19 protein-coding genes and 3 pseudogenes are annotated in these 17617 nt (G+C 49.7%); 13 read left to right on the top strand and 9 right to left on the bottom strand.

Going from position 1 to position 17617, the window contains the following annotated elements; genetic code table 11:
* The first annotated feature begins 2 nt into the window (after window positions 1-2).
* Complete coding sequence (locus tag BQ7117_RS05660) at window positions 3-980, top strand: helix-turn-helix domain-containing protein (protein ID WP_073996585.1); 978 nt, start codon at window positions 3-5, stop codon at window positions 978-980.
* A 576-nt stretch (window positions 981-1556) separates the two neighbouring features.
* Here the strand turns inward: BQ7117_RS05660 and BQ7117_RS05655 are convergent.
* Window positions 1557-1934, bottom strand: a pseudogene (locus BQ7117_RS05655) (phage tail protein); the annotation flags it as partial.
* Between the two features lie 94 nt (window positions 1935-2028).
* Here BQ7117_RS05655 and BQ7117_RS05650 point away from each other — a divergent pair.
* The gene (locus BQ7117_RS05650) at window positions 2029-2481 is read left to right on the top strand and encodes a hypothetical protein (protein ID WP_073996584.1); all 453 of its coding nucleotides are present in this window, start codon (window positions 2029-2031) and stop codon (window positions 2479-2481) included.
* Window positions 2482-2484: 3 nt separating this feature from the next.
* Entirely contained in the window at window positions 2485-2682 is a 198-nt protein-coding gene (locus BQ7117_RS05645; protein WP_004014542.1) for a helix-turn-helix transcriptional regulator, read from the top strand.
* Window positions 2683-2975: 293 nt separating this feature from the next.
* On the opposite strand, the gene BQ7117_RS05640 is transcribed toward BQ7117_RS05645, so the two are convergent.
* Both BQ7117_RS05640 and BQ7117_RS05635 read right to left on the bottom strand, forming a co-directional pair.
* Window positions 2976-3308, bottom strand: coding sequence for a hypothetical protein (locus BQ7117_RS05640; RefSeq protein ID WP_474070708.1), 333 nt, complete (start codon window positions 3306-3308; stop codon window positions 2976-2978).
* 15 nt (window positions 3309-3323) lie between these two features.
* Entirely contained in the window at window positions 3324-3932 is a 609-nt protein-coding gene (locus BQ7117_RS05635; RefSeq protein WP_073996583.1) for a major tail protein, read from the bottom strand.
* A 73-nt stretch (window positions 3933-4005) separates the two neighbouring features.
* On the opposite strand from BQ7117_RS05635, the gene BQ7117_RS05630 reads away from it, so the two are divergent.
* A complete protein-coding gene (locus tag BQ7117_RS05630) occupies window positions 4006-4212 on the top strand; it encodes a hypothetical protein (protein WP_143273981.1) in 207 nt (68 codons plus the stop codon).
* A gap of 330 nt (window positions 4213-4542) precedes the next feature.
* On the opposite strand, the gene BQ7117_RS05625 is transcribed toward BQ7117_RS05630, so the two are convergent.
* Entirely contained in the window at window positions 4543-5244 is a 702-nt protein-coding gene (locus BQ7117_RS05625) for a TetR/AcrR family transcriptional regulator (RefSeq protein ID WP_073996581.1), read from the bottom strand.
* Between the two features lie 93 nt (window positions 5245-5337).
* Here BQ7117_RS05625 and BQ7117_RS05620 point away from each other — a divergent pair, with 93 nt between their 5' ends.
* The 3 genes from BQ7117_RS05620 to BQ7117_RS05610 all read left to right on the top strand — a co-directional run bounded on the left by BQ7117_RS05620 (window position 5338) and on the right by BQ7117_RS05610 (window position 9533).
* The gene (locus BQ7117_RS05620; RefSeq protein ID WP_073996580.1) at window positions 5338-6561 is read left to right on the top strand and encodes an MFS transporter; all 1224 of its coding nucleotides are present in this window, start codon (window positions 5338-5340) and stop codon (window positions 6559-6561) included.
* A gap of 651 nt (window positions 6562-7212) precedes the next feature.
* Window positions 7213-8478, top strand: coding sequence for an Nramp family divalent metal transporter (locus tag BQ7117_RS05615; RefSeq protein ID WP_073996565.1), 1266 nt, complete (start codon window positions 7213-7215; stop codon window positions 8476-8478).
* Window positions 8479-8765: 287 nt separating this feature from the next.
* The gene (locus BQ7117_RS05610) at window positions 8766-9533 is read left to right on the top strand and encodes a GIY-YIG nuclease family protein (protein WP_143273980.1); all 768 of its coding nucleotides are present in this window, start codon (window positions 8766-8768) and stop codon (window positions 9531-9533) included.
* A 192-nt stretch (window positions 9534-9725) separates the two neighbouring features.
* Here the strand turns inward: BQ7117_RS05610 and BQ7117_RS08025 are convergent.
* Window positions 9726-10943, bottom strand: a pseudogene (locus BQ7117_RS08025) (glycoside hydrolase domain-containing protein); the annotation flags it as partial.
* Between the two features lie 120 nt (window positions 10944-11063).
* Here BQ7117_RS08025 and BQ7117_RS05600 point away from each other — a divergent pair.
* Window positions 11064-11288 carry a hypothetical protein gene (locus tag BQ7117_RS05600; RefSeq protein ID WP_084789939.1) on the top strand — a complete coding sequence of 75 codons (225 nt, stop codon included), beginning with the start codon at window positions 11064-11066 and terminating at the stop codon, window positions 11286-11288.
* Between the two features lie 2 nt (window positions 11289-11290).
* Here the strand turns inward: BQ7117_RS05600 and BQ7117_RS07920 are convergent, their stop codons facing one another.
* Window positions 11291-11416, bottom strand: coding sequence for a hypothetical protein (locus tag BQ7117_RS07920; RefSeq protein ID WP_272914095.1), 126 nt, complete (start codon window positions 11414-11416; stop codon window positions 11291-11293).
* Between the two features lie 361 nt (window positions 11417-11777).
* On the opposite strand from BQ7117_RS07920, the gene BQ7117_RS05595 reads away from it, so the two are divergent.
* Together BQ7117_RS05595 and BQ7117_RS05590 are read left to right on the top strand one after the other, a co-directional pair.
* Window positions 11778-12389: a helix-turn-helix domain-containing protein gene (locus tag BQ7117_RS05595; protein ID WP_084790064.1), complete on the top strand. Its 612-nt coding sequence runs from the start codon at window positions 11778-11780 to the stop codon at window positions 12387-12389.
* Between the two features lie 197 nt (window positions 12390-12586).
* Window positions 12587-12844 carry a hypothetical protein gene (locus BQ7117_RS05590; protein ID WP_004013078.1) on the top strand — a complete coding sequence of 86 codons (258 nt, stop codon included), beginning with the start codon at window positions 12587-12589 and terminating at the stop codon, window positions 12842-12844.
* On the opposite strand, the pseudogene BQ7117_RS05585 reads toward BQ7117_RS05590, so the two are convergent.
* Window positions 12841-12978, bottom strand: a pseudogene (locus BQ7117_RS05585) (HNH endonuclease); the annotation flags it as partial. The gene BQ7117_RS05590 and the pseudogene BQ7117_RS05585 sit on opposite strands and share 4 nt — an antisense overlap.
* 25 nt (window positions 12979-13003) lie before the next feature.
* Here BQ7117_RS05585 and BQ7117_RS05580 point away from each other — a divergent pair.
* A complete protein-coding gene (locus BQ7117_RS05580; RefSeq protein ID WP_073996575.1) occupies window positions 13004-13777 on the top strand; it encodes an ADP-ribosylglycohydrolase family protein in 774 nt (257 codons plus the stop codon).
* A gap of 39 nt (window positions 13778-13816) precedes the next feature.
* Here BQ7117_RS05580 and BQ7117_RS05575 read toward each other — a convergent pair whose 3' ends face one another.
* Complete coding sequence (locus BQ7117_RS05575) at window positions 13817-14452, bottom strand: DUF1643 domain-containing protein (RefSeq protein WP_073996574.1); 636 nt, start codon at window positions 14450-14452, stop codon at window positions 13817-13819.
* A gap of 156 nt (window positions 14453-14608) precedes the next feature.
* On the opposite strand from BQ7117_RS05575, the gene BQ7117_RS08020 reads away from it, so the two are divergent.
* Both BQ7117_RS08020 and BQ7117_RS08015 read left to right on the top strand, forming a co-directional pair.
* Window positions 14609-14932, top strand: coding sequence for a phage portal protein (locus BQ7117_RS08020; RefSeq protein WP_272914094.1), 324 nt, complete (start codon window positions 14609-14611; stop codon window positions 14930-14932).
* A 25-nt stretch (window positions 14933-14957) separates the two neighbouring features.
* Window positions 14958-15548, top strand: a complete 591-nt coding sequence (locus BQ7117_RS08015; RefSeq protein WP_272914093.1) for a phage portal protein — start codon at window positions 14958-14960, stop codon at window positions 15546-15548.
* A 498-nt stretch (window positions 15549-16046) separates the two neighbouring features.
* Here the strand turns inward: BQ7117_RS08015 and BQ7117_RS05560 are convergent, their stop codons facing one another.
* Window positions 16047-17603 (bottom strand): sensor histidine kinase, encoded by a 1557-nt coding sequence (locus BQ7117_RS05560; RefSeq protein ID WP_073996573.1) that lies wholly within the window; start codon window positions 17601-17603, stop codon window positions 16047-16049.
* Between the last annotated feature and the right edge of the window lie 14 nt (window positions 17604-17617).

Here is a 17617-nt window from a genome sequence, read left to right as displayed (position 1 = left end):
ACATGATACTCGCCGATAAGATCATCGAGCTACGAAAGAAAAATAACTGGTCACAGGAAGAACTGGCTGCAAAGCTGGGGGTTAGCAGGCAAGCCGTATCAAAATGGGAAAGCGTGCAGAGCATTCCTGATCTGGAGCGCATCCTGAAGATGAGTACGCTATTTGGTGTCAGCACGGATACACTCATCAAAGATGAAATTGAACTCTCTTCAGCCCCTGTCTATGACACGGAGGACGCAGAACACCCCTTGCGCGTCTTAAGCATGGAAGAAGCTAATGCCTATCTTGCGCTCAAAGAAAAAGGCACCCGCCCCATCGCCTTCGGCGTGATGCTCTGCGTTATGGCCATCATCCCTATTTTGTTGGCTGACGATTTTGTAAACGCAGCCGTTGCAGAGCCGATTGGGGTGATCCTTGCCTTCCTCATTGTTCTCGGTGCGGTGGCTTTGTTTCTTGTAAACGGCTTACCCTTGAATGCCTGGAAGTGGATAGAAAAAGAACCCTTTGAGATGGCTTATGGCGTCTCTGGCATGGTGCGTGAAAGACAGAACGCCCTGCAACCCAGATGGATGGCCCATATTGTTATTGGGGTCTGCCTTTGTATTTTGACGCTCATCTGCTTCATTGCCTCTGATCTGTCTGGGAATTTGATCAACTTGCCGGAATCGTATTTTACGGCCTTTGGCTTCGGAATCGCTGCCATCGCCGTCTATCTCTTTGTGAGCGTCGGCATCCCTTACGGTGCCTACAAACGGCTTCTTCAGGAAGGCGACTTCAGTCCAAAGGAAAAAGCCATCGATCGTAAGATGGGCCCAATCATGGGCGTCTACTGGCTGGTGACGACAGCCATTTTCCTCGGATACAGTTTTATTACGATGGACTGGGGACGTAGCTGGATCATCTGGCCAGTTGCCGGTGTTCTGTGCGGCGTGTTAGCCATTGTGCTGACGATGGTGTATGGGAACAAGGATAAAAAATAAGGGAGGCAAAATGAGACACTCCGCTTTTCCAAGATTCAAAAAACTGCTAATCGTTTGTTTAATCATCATTGTCCTTTTAGCTGGCGTTGTTTTCGCCATACGCCTCTATAATCAAAACAAGTACCAATCCGCCTATTCCCTGGCTTCGCCAACTTATTACAAAAGCCCTTCTGATTTGAGCCTGTATCCGACAGAACTGGAAGGTGTCACTGTAACGCATGTTGATCAAGACGAGCCATCATGCAAGGCATACAGCGTCTAAGCGGGTCACTGGCGGTCTGAGGTAAAACCTCCAAACCTTGTGAATTGTGCATAGCAACAAGCGGTGAATCTTTAGGACATCAAGTCCTTCAGGTTCACCGCTTTTTTGTTTTCAAATTCAAGGAGGTTTTGATTATGCAAGAGAAATTGAAGAAAACAAAGAAGGGCGAACTCACCTATCCAGAATATGCAGGACTTCTGCTCGCCCTGTCCCAGAAGACATTTTTGACCATCGACGAGGTATGCGACCTGTACGGTATGAGCCGCCCTCATGTGCTTCGCATCATGGGGCAGCCTAACGCTGACTTCTCGTACTTCATCGGCAAACTTGGAAAGAGCAGAATTATTCTCTTTAAGCTCACCCTCAAGACCATTCAAAGTCGCCTGAGCGTTATTGAGCTGAATCTGCCAATTCTTCGTACGAGAATCATTTTCCCCAAAACTGGTAGCAGAGTTATCAAGAGCGCTCTTCAGGGTCTGAATCTTGGATTTTTGCGCCTCAATCTCTTTGCCCAAAACCTGGTTACGAGAAGTCAACGCTGCGGCAGACTTATCGTTCTTATCGAACTGAGAAGCCACCAACTTCATCTCAGATCCCAAAACCCGCATCTCACGATTAATATCCGTGATCGCGCGCTTAAACTCCCGCTCACCCTCCAGGCCAATCTTCAAACCAAAAGGCGAATCAGCCATGGGAGGGATCCTTTCATAAATAATGTCAAACACACTTGACGTAAAGTGTCTTTGACATTAGGGTGGTGGGTGTTAGAGCAGATCAGGAGAATGTATGGAGCCCATCATGGAAGAGGTAACTACCAAACGACCAGCGTGGGGGTATGTGCGCAAAACGAAGATTCCAGCGATCTTCCCGGCGGTGCCCGTAGGGGCGTTACTGGCGATTGGTGCCGCCGTGTTTCGGGTGGCGGCCAACCCGACTGGCCCGTACCGGTGGGCGGCGGTGGCGATACTCGCAGCCTGTTTGGCCGGTCCTCTCATCGCCTTGGTGTGGATGCTAATCGTTGACCGCTCAAGTCTGCCGGGGGTGACCGCCCATCCAGAACAAGCCGTGGAGCATCACTGGCACTCGCTCGCAGCCACGAACACTTTCCTAATCACCATCGCAGCAGCAGGCATCGGCGCAGCAGTAACATCAGGTAACGTCTCATTCGTGTTGGCAGGAATCGTCGTGTTCGAATTCCTTGTCTACGGGATTTCCTATTTGTGGGCGAAACACAGGTAAGTCGTGAAAAACAATCTCGTCACGCTCCGCAAACAGGCCGGCTGGTCACAAGAAAAACTCGCCGAACTACTCGGAGTCAGCCGCCAAACCGTGATCTCCATCGAAAAAGGGCGCTTCGACCCCTCCCTGCCCTTAGCCTTTACTATCGCGAAAACCTTCAACTGCAAGATAGAAGACATCTTCACCCCAGACGACGCCTAGACCCCATCAGGTAGCACATCATCAATAAACCAGATGCGTTTCGGCTGGGCTCTGCCGGTTTCGATGCGCCAACAATCCACCAGGTCCAATAGTTCGCCGAATATGGTCAGGTCGATTTGCCTGCGGGTCAGTCCCAGGTGGGCGAGCCCGATATAGGTCAGGCGGGTAAAGATTGCCTCGTCACTGTCTATTAGGTGTCCTTTTTCTTGGTTTGCCCTTTTGGGTTGGGGGTCTCGGTCATGATTGCTCGCCGGGTGCCGCGTTGGAGTGCCTGGGCGATAGTCTCTCGATAGTCAGCTAAATCTGCAGGCACAGTTAGGAGTTAGGAGTTCTACTGCTTCTTCGGTCAGCTCTGGGCGCTTATCGTCTGGATGGGTGAGGTTGTGTATTTGTACGGACTGGTTAGCGAGCAGGGCGATAAGCCAGATTACCTCACCGAGTGACTTATCCATATCTTCGCTAGTTTCCAGGGCTTGACCTAAATGTTCTAGCCCTCCGTAGCGTTGAGTTATAAGGCGGGTAGCGCGGGTAGTGAGGACGAGTTCGTATTCTTGACCTGCGATAGTGATTGTCGTGCTTTTTAAATTGGGGCTATCGGCCGGGCTGGTTTGGGTTTTCTCTGTCATGGCTTACCTGCTGTTCTAGTTGTTTGTCGGTTTAGGGCTGCTTGTAGCGGCAGGCTCATACACCTGGGAGTACCAGCCAGTAATGGTTTCTGGCTTGACGCCGACTGCTCCTTCGGTGACTTCGGCTTTCCACGGGTGCTTGCCGGTAGCGTCTGGTTTGTTACGGCGCAGGATCGTTCCCTCAATACTCGGGGTAGAGAACGTGATTGAATCAGCTTTGGTTGCCAGCGTGGTTCCCGGCAGAGCAAATTTGACGCGGTAAAGCCAAAAATACTGGTACTTCCCGTTAGAGCGTGCAGCTCTAAAACCGATAGCCACTGGTGTACCGCCATCCTCAGAAGTGCTGATAAGTACCCCGTTCGCGTCCAGTCTCGCACCAGTTAAGGCAGCTGCAGCCTCGGATCCTAGATTATCCACGCCAAGAGTGAGCGTTCCAGATTTGAATTCCTTGACAATCTCGGATGCCCCGTCATCGGCATACAAAATCGCCTCTGCCACCTCCATAGACAATTCTGCAGATATTGCTTTAGCGAGCGGTTTAGGAACGGCATAGGTTTCCTCACCGCTGGTGGGATCTTCGCTAATACTCGCGTAGTAGAGCTTGTCTAAACCAATAGTTGCCATGATGTTTCCTTTCTTTTGGATCCTCATATTGAGGGGTGATCTGTTTATCTCGGTTATTCTTGAGGCTAGGTGCGTGCGAACGAGGGGCGTGGATGTGATGGCGCGTGGTAAAGCGGTAGAGCTTTTTCTGGTCGATGGAACCCCAGGTGGTATGGCTACTGCGGGGATAGCGGATTGGACGGGCATTCTCATCTCTGCACGCCGCGCTCAACTTTCCCAGCTTTATAAGCGAGAGGAAGACAATAGTGGAAGATTTCGTCGGCTTCTTTCTTCACGTTGATGTTCGTCGAAGAGGTAAACCAGAAGTCGAGATGGAGGTTTCCTCTTCGTCCATACGCAATAGGGTGGGCTCAGTATTCAATATAGGCTGCGGATTCCTGGGAGAAGCCTATGTACTGTGAAGGGCGATAGCTAGTTCATTGGTGGTGCCGTATTTGACGTAGTCGTACCTGTTGTTTGGGAAGCTCCGAACATGGTGGATCTTCTTGTATTTATTGGGAAATCACAGGAAATAGAGGGAGAGGCTGAAAGGCTCTGTTCTTAGCTGGATGCCTTGCGATTTTGGGCAATATTTTATGCGTATTGATGATTTCTCTTGTTCACGGGTTTGTTAGGCGTTTTCGCGAGGCAAGATTGCTATCTCTAAACCGGCGAGTACGACTTCTATGATGATTTCAAAGTATTCCTGACTCATGCGGTCTTCGTTTTTCGGGTTGGCTAGCGGAATTAAGTAGCCTTGGATGATGTCAGCCAGCGTTGTGGAGCAGGCAGCTAGGGGCTGAAGTTGGGTAATCATTTGGCCTAGGTCGTGGCGCTGTTCCTGCTTGGTTGGACTGCGCAAGTTGCGAGCAGTAATGCTCCACAGCATCGTGTTGATGATAATTGTGTATGCGATGTGAATGTACTTGCTAAAACCAGCGTCCCGTAGTTTTTCGTAAGCCACCTCCAAGATTGGTATAAACGCGGCGTCCATATGTCCATACATCAGTTTGTCGGTGACTCCGGGGAATTCAAGAAAGACGGGCCTGACATTTTCTGCTAGGGAGATGAACCAATCTTTCCATTCCAGCTGCTCGTCCGGTAGCTCGATGGTGCTAGCGATTTCGCCGATTACAGAAGCGGTAATGGCGTCACGGTTTTGGTAATGGTGGTAGATGACAGAGGGAACAACTCCCAGACGCTGCGCAAGGTCACGAATCGACCAATTTTCTAGACCGCACTCTCGGGTCAGTTCCATTGCGGTGTACATGATCTTTTCCTGCGTCAGCCAGGCGCGTCTACCCGTGTTTACCCGCTTGTCTTTATTTCCCACGAAAACAGTATACCCTCAACCTCGACAATACTAGAACATTGTTCTAGTATTGTTTTAGCTTGATTGGCTGCTCACTTTGGAAAGGATGTTTTAATGTGCGCCACTAATGAACGAAACGAGAAAGTCGAATCAAAAATAACGGGACTGTTTCCCTTGTTTTTGACGGTGTTGCTGGCATATATGGGGCAGATGATTCTTAATCCAATTCTGGCTCCGCTATCGCGCGAAATTGGGTTGAAGGAATGGCACATTGGCGCCACCATTTCGTTAGCAGCCGTAATGTTTTCTCTTACCTCCACCAGGTGGGGACGGGTCTCATTGCGATGGGGATCTCGGCGTATCTTGCTTATTGGCATGCTTGCCGGAATCCTGGCTCTAAGCGGATTCGCTATGGTGGTGTGGCTAGGATTTAAGGGTCTGCTCACCGGCATAGTGTTGATCATAGGAGTAGTCATAACTAGGGGCGTGCTGTACGGCGGTGCCATCGCATCAGTTTCCCCAGCCGCGCAAACCTACGTTGTGACTCATACCTACAGTGAGACGCAACGGGTAAAAGGTCTGGGAGTCTTGGGCGCTGCACAAGGATTCTCGTCTATTCTTGGAGCCTTATTGGGCGGCAGCCTTGCAGCTATAGGAGGTTTCATGATGCCCTTGCTGGTGATGCCTCTGGTCATGCTTTTAGGTGTTGCCGTTTTGCTGCTAACATTCAAACCCACAGGTGGTGAAGAAAAAGTCGCTCAACCGGCAAAAGTTTCCTATTTTGATTCAAGAGTATTCGTGTTCCTGGCTTGCGGTTTCTTAATGTTTACCGCTTTTTCTACCGTGGCTACACTTTTCGGCTTTTTACTGCAGGATGTTTTGAAGCTAGCGGCCGGCGCAACAGCAGGGCTCACCGCTTTGTGTATGTCAATAATGGGTGTGGTGATGATACTGGCGCAGGCCTTGGTGGCTCCAAGGTTAAACTGGGGTGCTAAAAAACTCTTTAGAAGAGGATTAATAATCGTTCTTCTCGGGTTACTACTCTTGGTTTATCCACTAAATCTTGGACTGTTCATCGTGGCCAGCATCTTGACAGGCTTTGGTCTAGGCCTGGCGATGCCTGGCTACAACACGGCGCCTACTTTGCAAATGAAGCCCGAAGAGCAAGGTGGGCTGGCCGGGTTGATTAATGCTAACAATGGTGCAGCCTATGTAGTGGCACCGATAGCCTCCACCGCACTTTACGGACTCTCTCCGTGGCTACCAATGACATGTTGCACAGTCCTGATAGCTGCGGCAATTTTGCTGAGTTTTTACCATCCCGAGTTCCGCAAATAATCTCTTTATGATTAGAAGCAAAACCATAAAAATCCCTGCTAAAGCGGTGTTCACTTCAGCAGAACTATGATGTCTAGTCGCTACGATATTCAAACAAACTCAAACCTCTCAAAACTCATGCAAACACGGGGTCATTCAGCTCAATCGCTTGTAATGGTGCGTATATTCTTCTCGGTAATGATCCAGAATCAATTGAGAACACCTGGTGCTACATAGGTAAAACGGAAAACTTTGTAGAGCGCCTGCGCGATCATGACAAAAAACCACAGTGGGAAAAGGTCGGGTTAATATCCAAAAGTTATTATTGCTAATTTGCAACGGTCTTTTAACGAGGGACATTGGAGTTATTTAGAATNTCGGCTCCGATAGTAAAAAAGGAACGTTAAGACTGAGGGCAGGGAAATGTTAAATTTTCGTAAAACAAATTGTGCGTGACAGTCGGACGGCTTTTCATCTGTGCCGGCTTAAAATTAAAGTATTTTACTTTACAGGTTTATAGGCCGGTTAGTTTCCATATTTTCCGAAATTAGAGTAAAATTTCGGCTATCCGAAACTTTTTAGAAGGTAACCCGAATTTTAGGAAATAGGGGAAGTACTAAGCCGTATTGGATGAAGCTCTTTCCCATAATCTAGAAAGATGAAGCTGGACGGATGGATAAGAAAGAAACTAGAGATTCTCAACCTGTTCCCGATGCGAAGACGGCGGCTACGAAAGGGCTGCTACCGTTACTAGGGCCAGCATTTGTGGCGGCAGTTGCCTATGTTGATCCGGGAAATGTGGCGGCCAATATCACTGCGGGGGCTCGTTACGGATACCTACTGGTGTGGGTATTGGTGCTAGCTAACCTGATGGCAGTAGTTATTCAATATCAAAGCGCTAAATTAGGTCTGGTTACGGGGAAATCCCTGCCAGAAATTTTGGGGGATAGGCTTCCTAAAGCAAAGCGAATCGCCTTTTGGCTGCAAGCGGAAATAATTGCGGCGGCCACCGACCTGGCGGAAATTGTCGGGGGAGCGATTGCTCTGCAGCTTCTCTTCGGCTTACCGCTTTTGGCGGGTGGAAGCATCGTCGGCTGTATTTCTTTACTGTTGTTGGTTTTCCAGAATGAACGCCGGCAAAAGCAGTTTGAAAGCATAGTGATTGCTCTGCTGACGATAATAACTGTGGGTTTCCTTTCTGGGTTGGTAATAAGTCCGCCTGATCCGGTGGGGGTGCTAGGAGGATTAATTCCGCGATTTGCCGGCACTGATACGGTGCTGATTGCTGCTTCTATGCTGGGTGCCACCGTCATGCCGCACGCAATTTATTTACATTCATCTCTAGTAAATCACCGCTTTCCGCAGCGCAAACCCAGTGATCTTCCAAATCTTTTACGAGCTTCAAAACACGATGTGGCATATGCGCTAATAGTAGCGGGGGCTGTCAATATTGCATTGTTGTTGCTGGCAGCTTCGGCATTAGCTGGAATAGATGGTACAGATACCATTAAGGGAGCCCACGCAGCCATTGAAAGCGCCCTTGGAAGTGGAATAGGGGTAATCTTTGCCATCGGTTTATTGGCTTCTGGTTTAGCTTCTACATCGGTCGGAGCATACGCAGGATCAGAAATTATGGCCGGTCTGCTCCATATCCGGGTTCCGCTATTTCTTCGCCGGCTGGTGACTCTAATTCCGGCTCTGCTTATTCTTTGGCTCTATCCCAACCCCACTTGGGCCTTAGTTATTTCCCAAGTCTCTCTTTCTTTCGGTATTCCACTGGCAGTAATTCCGCTCGCTGCTTACACCAGAAAATCAGAATTGATGGGGAAGTTTAGCGATACCCGAGCCATGAGTTGGGTAATGGGTATGATTTCGCTTTTGATAATTGCGCTAAACTTGCTGCTGGTAGTACTTACTTTTAGCGGGGTAGACGTATAACCTGACGCCTTTTTAAATGACGTATAGCCGCACGTTTTCTTAATTATTGGCATACAGTTTGGATTAAGTCGCCTCCGCAGTTAGTTCTGCAAATAATATTTTGGCGAGAGTTTAGGTCAATTAAGTTTCCTTGCACCTAGTGGAGCCTGCGGTAATGTAAGGAGCACTTGTCTAAAACTAATAGTGATGCGGTGTTTTCTCGTCTATTGGAATTTCGTACTGTGGATTGAGCTATTCTTTCTATTATTCTTAGAATTAGGTGCTTATGGGCGAAGGGTGTGGTTGTAATGGCGCATGGCAAAGCGATAGAGCTTTTTCTCGTCGATGGAACCCCCGGAGGTATGACTACTGCGGGGATAGCGGATTGGACGGGTATTCTTATCTCTGCTCGCCGTAATCAGCTTTCCCAACTTTATAGTAGAGAAGAAGCGAAGAGTAACGGCGTATATATTCTTCTCGGTAATGATCCAGAATCAATTGAGAACACCTGGTGCTACATAGGTAAAACGGAAAACTTTGTAGAACGCCTACGCAATCATGATAAAAATAAGCCGCAGTGGGAAAAGGTCGTCATTATCGCTAGTCTGCAACGGTCTTTTAACGAGGGACATTGGAGTTATTTAGAAGCCCGTTTGGTTGATATCGCTAAGAATGCTGAGCGTTGTTCTATGCCTGATAATAAGCAAATCCCTCGTATTAGGAAGCTTTCTGAAGCACAACAAGCATCCGCTGAGTCTTTCTTAGATAATATGAAGCTGATTTTGCCAATCCTGGGAGTCAACGTTTTGCGATCCCCAGAAAATACTGTGCAACCAGCTACCGCTCAGATAGCTTCTTCACCTATTTTTCATCTACATAGACAAAAAGATGGGGTAGACACCTTGATGCAGCTGATTGATGGCGAGTTTTTCCTCCTCAAGGGATCCATCGTGGTTGCTAGCTGGGAAACCAGTAAAGCCAGAAGCCAGGCAACGGTCAATTCGTATGCGGCGATAGCTAGTCGTCATCAAAAGCTAGTTAGTGATGGGGGTATAAAGTTGCCACATTGCTCCTGACCAGTATCCATCTGACCAATATTTTGGTTTTCTCAACCATCCTAAAGCGTAGTGACCCGCTTCACCCGCCGAAGGAGTCTTAAAAACAAGAGAAGCGTAATCGGAAGCGTACTGTTTTTCAACAGATGCGATCCATTTAGCAAAAGGTTCCGTGATCTCGCTGCTAGAGTCATCGCTAGATTCTTTCACTGACACGGTGCTTACCGCTGGTATGCGTCCTGAGTAAGCGACTCTGTCCAAGTCCCATTTACCTTTGTATCCGCTGATTTCGTGGAATTGGTCGAACACCCAATTCTTGGGAATAGAAAATCCGAGGTTTCCTGAAAAACCGGTGGACATGTCGGAGACGAAAGACGCAACCGAATACCCTGCTTCAGCAACACGAGCATAAATATTACGCGAAGCATAAATACCTACACGATACCCGCCGCCAAGGTTCGCGTTAACTGCGCGGAAGTACGGGAGAATGTTGCTTGTCACTTCTGGATCAGTGGCGTCATAATCAACCGCAAAATAGATTACTGTTGCTGGTACACCGAGTCGTTGTGCGGCTGCTTGTGCTTCATGAGCATGGCGAGCACCATTTTCTGCACTAAAATGTCTCAGTTTAGTCGAGTACTCTTGGAATATTGGGAAATATTTTAATCCGTGACGAACAATTCGCTCTAACTCTCCAGTGCGTAAGGCCTTAAAATAGTCAGCCTCAGCAGTGTTCTCTTGACCTGGCTCTCTCAGGTAGCGTCCCACAATCTGGTAGCCGTCTGCTTTCAAATGCTTGGCTAGTTCGTCTGTGATCTCGAACCTTGTGTCACACGCTACGCAGGCGCGGTTCGGGTCTCCTTTAGATGTGAGTAGACTCATCCACGTGGTGGGGTCAACCATACCGCTGGCAGGTAATGCTAAATCATTCTGGAATGTACGGATTGTTGAAGCGATCGTAGAGTTCTATGTTGATGTGGGGGTTACAGAATACCCGTTACATACTAAAGCCATTGATGCTAGCCACACCCACTGGCTCGAGCCACCACTAATCGTTTGTAGGCGTGAGCGGGTGCCGTTACCAAAGTTACCAGTCGCTTCCGCCGGGCTGAAACCCTCGATAGCTTGCAACACTTGGATTAGGGCAGTGTTCATTTCACGCCCATACAAACCATCAGTTGGAACGATACCCGTGTATGCCTTGTATTGGCGATTTACTGCTTGCTGCGCCGTTCGAATAGCAATCTTTCCACCATATGCAGACAATAGTTTGAACTGCTTCATGGATAGCAGTGCCATCATCAGTTCCAGATCAATCGTGGAAGATGATGACGATAACCCGATATCGTTCTTCAAATCCCGAATCGAGGAAGCAACATTATCAGTAAACTTAGTTGTGATACTTCCGTATTCTGCTGGGTATCCTTTACACTAACTGCCTGCTGGTGTTGATACGTTGACGCGCCAGCAGGTTTTGTTTTGCTTAGGTGGTTCATTTTGCCTCTGGCTTGTGAGTGTTGGTTTGCCCGGTTTTTATGGGACAATGGGTTTATGGCGAAGAAGAACAACGATCCCATTGGTATGGTGCTGGTTTGGTTGGGTATTGCTCTTGTTGTGATGGCAGCTGGTGTTGATCTTGTTGCTTTTATCGTCAGCAATAATTACTGGAAGCTCGTAGGGCTGACGGCTCCGATTTGGGCGATGGGTATTTTGTGTTTCGTTGTGTTGGGTAAGCTAAGCGAGAACGAGAAGAAACGGAAAGATAGTAGCAAGTAGCGCTAATGCGCGGGGATTGTGGTGCCGTCTTTAAATATGACGATTACTTCGCCGGTTGGCGTTATTTCGATGCGTTCGCAGAGTGTGTGGAAGGTGGCGGGGTTAAAGTTACCTGCTCGTTCTAGCATGGCAGGGGTTGCCCTTGCCTTTCGTGGCGGTTTCGCACCACCAGTATTTATAAGTCGAGTGAGTCAGACGGCGGGTGGGAATCTTCCACAATATATTTATCCAGCTCGCCGTGGTTGATGGCAGTGTTTGATTTACCCATGGGGAAACGATAGTAGCCCTCGTGGTCGAGTGTTTTCCGTCTAGGTTTGTTCCATTTTTAACCATCGAGTCCTCACAATGTTTCGGTATTTATCCTGTTCACGCAGGTGGCAACCGCCGGTAGCTGGTAGGAAATCTCGCGTAGCCATGTGATTGCTTGCGTTTGCCTCCGACGCGGTAGACGCTTAATAGTATTAAACCGATCGAAGAGAAAGTATGATCATGGCACTTGCTGAACGAATTAAAGAATGCCGCACTAACCTCGGCTTCTCGCAAGCAGAACTCGCTGAGAGAATTCATGTCTCAAGGCAAGCAGTCACGAAATGGGAATCCGGCAAAGGCTATCCAGATATCGATAACCTCAAAGCCATGTCAGTGTTGTTCGATGTTAGCGTTGACTACCTACTTGACGAAGAGCCTGGCCCTACTACAGGTGCGAAGATGCGAGTACCGATTGATCTGGAAAATGTGACTGCCGGGCATGCATCTACCAGATCCAAACAGGCAAAGTATGACGCAGCAGTTCGGCATGTATTCCCGAATGCGACCATCAGGCCACTATGGCACAAGCACAAGAACACAAAAACTGAGTCAGCAATCGAGTGGATCATTTCTGCGTTGAGCTACTTCTTCATCGACATTTTCCGTATTTTCAATATTAAGGATGGTATTGAGAAGCTCAATGAGCGCTATTACCTAGTTGAGGATAAGAACCGTCAACTCCTTGCAACCGTGACCCCAGTGGCCGTCATCGCTGAAGAACTTAGTCACCGTGTGGACAAGAAGTTCCAAATTGGTCAAGACGCATACCGCGTCGTCAACCGCACAATTTGATCATGATGACCAGCGACAAGCCCCTTCTCGCACAGCGTTCAGCGATAAATTGGGTCAATACCCTGTTTGAATCGGTGACTTTGTGCACGGTTGGCCCCGCCCGCTGTCCAGTACCTCATCCCGTAGAGATTCGACCGCCCCTACCAAAACTGAGAGAATAGAAACCATCAATAATTAATCGTGGTGAAAGGTGTCTCATGGGTAAATGGTTCAATCAAGCAGCAGAAATCGATAAACTTCGCAGTGAAGTCCAACGTCAAGCAGCCGCTATCGAGCAGCTCCGTTCACAGCTCGCTGCCGCTGGCGTGCCAGCACAGGTTGACGCCTATGGCGTGACGGCTGAGGAACGCGAGCTAGTAGCGAACGGCCAACCCGTGGTAGCGATCAAGAAGTTTCGGGAACGCACCGGCGCTGACCTCGTCACCGCGAAACGAGCCATCGACTCCATCGCCTAAAACTCATAAACATCGCGCTTGGTAGACCTTCCGCTACGCCAGCGGTCACCGTCCAAAGCGGAGATCCGCGAGTGGCAGGGCTTGCATAATGCCATTAAATTATCGAAGTTGTGGTTTCCTCCGCGTGAGAGTGGTCGGCGTAAGCTGTGGGAGAAGTCCATGAGTAGTTTGCGGGATTGTATTTTCGGGCTGGCGGTAGGCGATGCACTGGGTGTTCCCTACGAGTTCTTGAAGCGAGACTCCTTCCTTTGCACGGACATGATTGGGCATGGTTCCCATGATCGGCCTGCTGGCACCTTCTCGGACGATACAGCAATGACGCTAGCCACATGCGATTCGATCCGGGCAACAGGCCGTATAAATGTTACAGATCTGAGGCAGAGATTTGAACAATGGGCATATCTAGGTTTCTACACACCAGACAGGGCAGCATTCGGTATAGGTCAAACAACTCTGCGTGCCCTGGTGAATCGAGCAGGGCAATCTAGCGAGCGAGATAATGGCAACGGTTCGCTGATGCGAATCGCGCCACTGGCTTATACACAAGCTACCAACGAACAGATCCGCAACGTTTCGGCCATTACGCATGCACATGAAATTTCGATGCAAGCGTGCGTCGATTTCGTGAAAATCTTACGGATTGTTGTGTGTGGGGAGGAACCAGATCTCAGCGAGTGGTTAGGTAAGCCCCGCGAACAGATCGAGTCAACAGGATACGTAGTACATACCTTAGAAGCGTCCTTATGGTGTTTCGCAAACACAACGAGCTATGAAGAATGCGTACTCGCGGCAGTGAATCTTGGAGCTGACGCGGATACGACTGCTGCAGTTGCTGGCGCATTAGCAGGTGCCAGGTACGGGGCAGAATCGATACCTACCAGGTGGATGGAAACACTGCGCGGTAAAGACCTCATCGAAACGGCTCTATTTTGATCGCCGACTCAAAGATTCAAGCGTGTGCACTCCTGGAGACTACTCGTGCTCTAGAAGGTGTAGCGCGTCACAGAATTCGTGACCGTTCCACCTGCCATATGCGGGGTGAGTTGGATAATAAGGAGCGTTCTTCGAATAAACGGCTTTAGTCGCCGCGTTTGGCTTCTTGAACGTCCTAATCAGCTCTTGGACGATAGGAATGATGTCGCGTTTCCAAGGGAAGTTGCTATCCTTCGGATTGCCCCACATGAGAATGATATGGTCTGCCTCAGGCACGATCAATTTCATTACGGTGATGGTGATTTTCAAGGAGGAGAGGATCTCATTCTTCCCCGACGAAAGATTCCAGTCGGGTAACTGGCGGCCCTGACCAACTAGCGGGATGAGGTTGATAATGCTCATCCACCGGGCATCGATGGGGCGCTGGCGGTCATCAACTGGGAAACGTTTCAAGATCGCCGCGGTCGTCGGGTCTCCGCCTTGAACCTTAGATGCTGCCGCGAATGTGGTTGCGGTAGAAGGATTGATTCCAACAAACAGGATCTTGGAATGGTTCTCGGAATTCTCAGCAGTACGAAGGAACCACCGCTGACCGTGTGCCATGGGGGTGGCGGGATAAACAAGGCGGCCTGATTCCCAGGCTTGAATGAACCCCTGCTCCGTCAAATTCTCCACCCCCTTATTCTTACATAGGAGTGCCCATTTATGAGTTTTCTAGATTAGCTTCGCGGTGATACCGAACGTAAAGCTGAGGATTATCAGCTTTCAAGTATCTACAGTTTCTTGTTCGGCCCCACTACCTCTGAGTGGGAGGTAACTGAACGCTCTGCGATGCAGATGACAGCGGTCTATAGCTGTGTGCGGATTTTGGCTGAGGCTGTCGCGTGCCTGCCGTTGCATGTCTACCGCACAGAGAAAGACGGGTCGAAGATGAAAGCCACCGACCATCATCTGTATAGACTGTTGCATGACGAACTGAACTCTGAAATGACTAGCTTCGTGTTCCGCGAAACCCTCATGACGCATTTGTTGTTGTGGGGAAACGCCTACGCCCAAGTGCTGCGCAATGGCCGTGACGAGGTGATTGGACTATATCCCTTGATGCCCAACCGGATGAACGTTGGCAGAGACAAAAACGGACGCCTCTATTACTAGTACCAGACGTCCTCAGACGAGCCATGTGGGCAAGTGGGAACGCATCCGGCTCACACCAGCCGATGTGTTGCATATTCCAGGTCTTGGGTTCGATGGGTTGGTGGGCTATAGCCCTATTGCGATGGCTAAGAACGCGATCGGGATGGTACAAGCTTGCGAGGACTACGGCGCGAGCTTCTTCGCTAACGGTGCTGCGCCTGGCATTCTTCAAGCCATTGAGATAGGGCAGAGAAATCCCCGCCGAATATCCTCCACTGTATTTAAAACACCATGGCAGAAAATGACATATGGGCTGTCGATTCAGGCAACAAATTTCGGCTCTCGTGCGTTTGATAAAATCAGCTCTTTTCCGGCGATTTTCATAGCAGACATTTCTGACGTTCTGTTAGTCTTTGTCAAAAGGGTGCGAGCAACTATCGTCATGATGGAGAGTGTTAGCGAAAAAATTGATCAGATTTTTCTTCAAGTTGAAGAAGAAGTAAACTCTTCGAACTCAGGAAGTGAAATCGCAGCGTTGTTTGGATTCGCCCTAGACCAGTTGGGTGATAGTAGAAATGTACTATCTCAATCCGCAAGAGCTATAGAGGACTACAATCATCAACAAATGCGCTCCTGACTCTATTAGTTGATGTTGGTTCACTGATGTCTTCGTAGCTTTATTGCGCGTCTTCTTTTGATGTGGCGCAACCTTTGCGGGCAGACCCAACAATTTTGCGGCAGAGTGTTTCAGTGAGGGTGAGTGTGCCAAAATTTCCGTAGGCGTATTGGGCGCCTCCGTGTGTCATTCGAAAAGCCGTCGTTCTCACAGCTACAGCGGGCGCTCTTCAAAGATTAGTTTGGCTTGTTATCAAGCGAAAAAGCCACTCCGCCCACTGTTACGAAGTCCCTCACTTTGTATCATCTTCGGCAGCTAGATAACTATTAAGGCGCTCACTTTGCTGCAAAGTGGGCGCCCCAGCTATGAGCATAGGGATTCGAACCCCTGGCCTTTTTCATGCTATGGAAGTGCGCTACCAACTGCGCTAATGTCCCGAAGGTGTCTAAACGGTATGTATAAACCAGGCTGTGACAGCAAATTCGGGTGTATTGTTTTTACCGCTAATCGAAGCCTGATTTAGTCTGTTTCGGGGAAGGTGACTTCGATGCGCGTGCCTTTGCCCGGGGTCGAGTTAACCGCGATTTCCGCTGCATGCAGGATAGCGGCATGCTTGACGATAGACAGCCCTAAACCCGTACCTCCGGTCTGGCGCGAATGCGACTTATCCACCCGATAAAAGCGCTCAAATACGCGCTCCTGATCCTCGTAAGGAATCCCGATGCCTGTGTCGGTCACAATCAGCTGAGGTCTGCCTAGATGCATCCCCGCCCAAACGCTTACCTCGCCGCCCTCGCGATTGTACTTAATCGCGTTGTCTACCAGGTTGTATACCATCTCACTCAGGAGTATCTCCACCCCGGTGAGTGCCGTATGTGAGCCGGATAGTGTCATCTTCACATCGAAAGACGTGGCGCGGGGCTGCAGCCGCTCCACCACCGTGCGGCACAAATCGAACAAATCGACCTCTTCGGCTTCTGAAAGCAGACCACCCTCGTCCAGTCGAGACAACTCCATAATGTCGCCAATCAGGTCCAGCAGCCGGGAGGACTCCTGGTGAATGCGCTCGGCAAAGCCTGGAATGTCTTCGTCTTTCACTAAACCGTTGCGAATAATTTCGGCATATCCAGAGATGGAGGTCAGCGGGGTTTTCAACTCGTGAGATACGTTAGCGGAAAACTCGCGGCGGGAACGTGCGGCCGCTTCCTTATCTCGATTCTGATGTTCCAGACGCTGCAGCAGTGGCAAGAACTCGGGGTAAATCGGGACCGTTTCGTGATTCTTGCCGTAGGCTTTGAGCATATCGTGGGGCAGGGGAGGCTCCGCAGGTTCAGGTTGGCCCGGCTCTTCATTTGTTGGCGGGTCGAGGTAGGCTCCCGAATTGAAGAGCTCTCCACTGCCGAAGCCGCTGGAGTTTCCGAAAATCTCGGTGTGCCGCTCAATCTCGGGTAGCCGGTCGCGGTCATAAGGGGTGCCGGAGAGCGGGTGATCAAGGTCGATTTGTTCCAGTGGCGCGACAATAAGGCGGGCTTGACGCCGAGCAATCAGGAAAGACAGTCCGAACACACCCAAGGCGATGACACCCAAAATCGGCAGCCCGGATAGAGCCGTGGCATAAAACGTGCGGACGGGACGCGCTACGCGGATAGTTTTGCCCGATGGGATAGCTCGCGCGTAATAGCACATATCCTCACCGAGAGTGTCAGAATCACGCACCTCGATATCGGAGCCTAACCCGGAAGCCTGGCGTTTCTGGGCCGAGATGATCTCGGGCCGGTTCGCGTGGTTAGACATTCGCGTGGGGGCAACTTCGGAATCATAGAGCACCTCGCCGTCATTGGCTACCAAAGTCAGACGGACATCTGGTGTTTGCTGATGGAATTCGTCAAGTATCTGAGCTTGCATATCGTCGGTATGGTGTTCCAAGCTTAGCGCCAACAAGTTGCCCTCCTTGGTCAGGGCGTTCAAAATGTTGGCGCGGTTTGTCTCGTAAAAGAACAGCATGGAACCGACATAAGCAAAGAGCAAAGCTATGGCAGAAATACCTGAGATAGCCCCCAGAATCTTGCGTCGCATGTCATCTCCCTTGA

The organism is Arcanobacterium urinimassiliense (assembly GCF_900119495.1).
GTDB lineage: Bacteria > Actinomycetota > Actinomycetes > Actinomycetales > Actinomycetaceae > Arcanobacterium_A > Arcanobacterium_A urinimassiliense.
Note: the sequence above shows the minus strand (reverse complement) of the source record. Positions and strands in the feature narration are given on the sequence as shown.

Bases quoted from the DNA above. Each gene is read 5' to 3' on its own strand.
- BQ7117_RS05660 (WP_073996585.1), top strand. From the start codon at position 3: ATGATACTCGCCGATAAGATCATCGAGCTACGAAAGAAAAATAACTGG.
- BQ7117_RS05650 (WP_073996584.1), top strand. From the start codon at position 2,029: ATGGAGCCCATCATGGAAGAGGTAACTACCAAACGACCAGCGTGGGGG.
- BQ7117_RS05640 (WP_474070708.1), bottom strand. From the start codon at position 3,308: ATGACAGAGAAAACCCAAACCAGCCCGGCCGATAGCCCCAATTTAAAA.
- BQ7117_RS05635 (WP_073996583.1), bottom strand. From the start codon at position 3,932: ATGGCAACTATTGGTTTAGACAAGCTCTACTACGCGAGTATTAGCGAA.
- BQ7117_RS05620 (WP_073996580.1), top strand. From the start codon at position 5,338: ATGTGCGCCACTAATGAACGAAACGAGAAAGTCGAATCAAAAATAACG.
- BQ7117_RS05615 (WP_073996565.1), top strand. From the start codon at position 7,213: ATGGATAAGAAAGAAACTAGAGATTCTCAACCTGTTCCCGATGCGAAG.
- BQ7117_RS05610 (WP_143273980.1), top strand. From the start codon at position 8,766: ATGGCGCATGGCAAAGCGATAGAGCTTTTTCTCGTCGATGGAACCCCC.
- BQ7117_RS05600 (WP_084789939.1), top strand. From the start codon at position 11,064: ATGGCGAAGAAGAACAACGATCCCATTGGTATGGTGCTGGTTTGGTTG.
- BQ7117_RS07920 (WP_272914095.1), bottom strand. From the start codon at position 11,416: ATGCTAGAACGAGCAGGTAACTTTAACCCCGCCACCTTCCACACACTC.
- BQ7117_RS05595 (WP_084790064.1), top strand. From the start codon at position 11,778: ATGGCACTTGCTGAACGAATTAAAGAATGCCGCACTAACCTCGGCTTC.
- BQ7117_RS05590 (WP_004013078.1), top strand. From the start codon at position 12,587: ATGGGTAAATGGTTCAATCAAGCAGCAGAAATCGATAAACTTCGCAGT.
- BQ7117_RS05580 (WP_073996575.1), top strand. From the start codon at position 13,004: ATGAGTAGTTTGCGGGATTGTATTTTCGGGCTGGCGGTAGGCGATGCA.
- BQ7117_RS08020 (WP_272914094.1), top strand. From the start codon at position 14,609: ATGCAGATGACAGCGGTCTATAGCTGTGTGCGGATTTTGGCTGAGGCT.
- BQ7117_RS05560 (WP_073996573.1), bottom strand. From the start codon at position 17,603: ATGCGACGCAAGATTCTGGGGGCTATCTCAGGTATTTCTGCCATAGCT.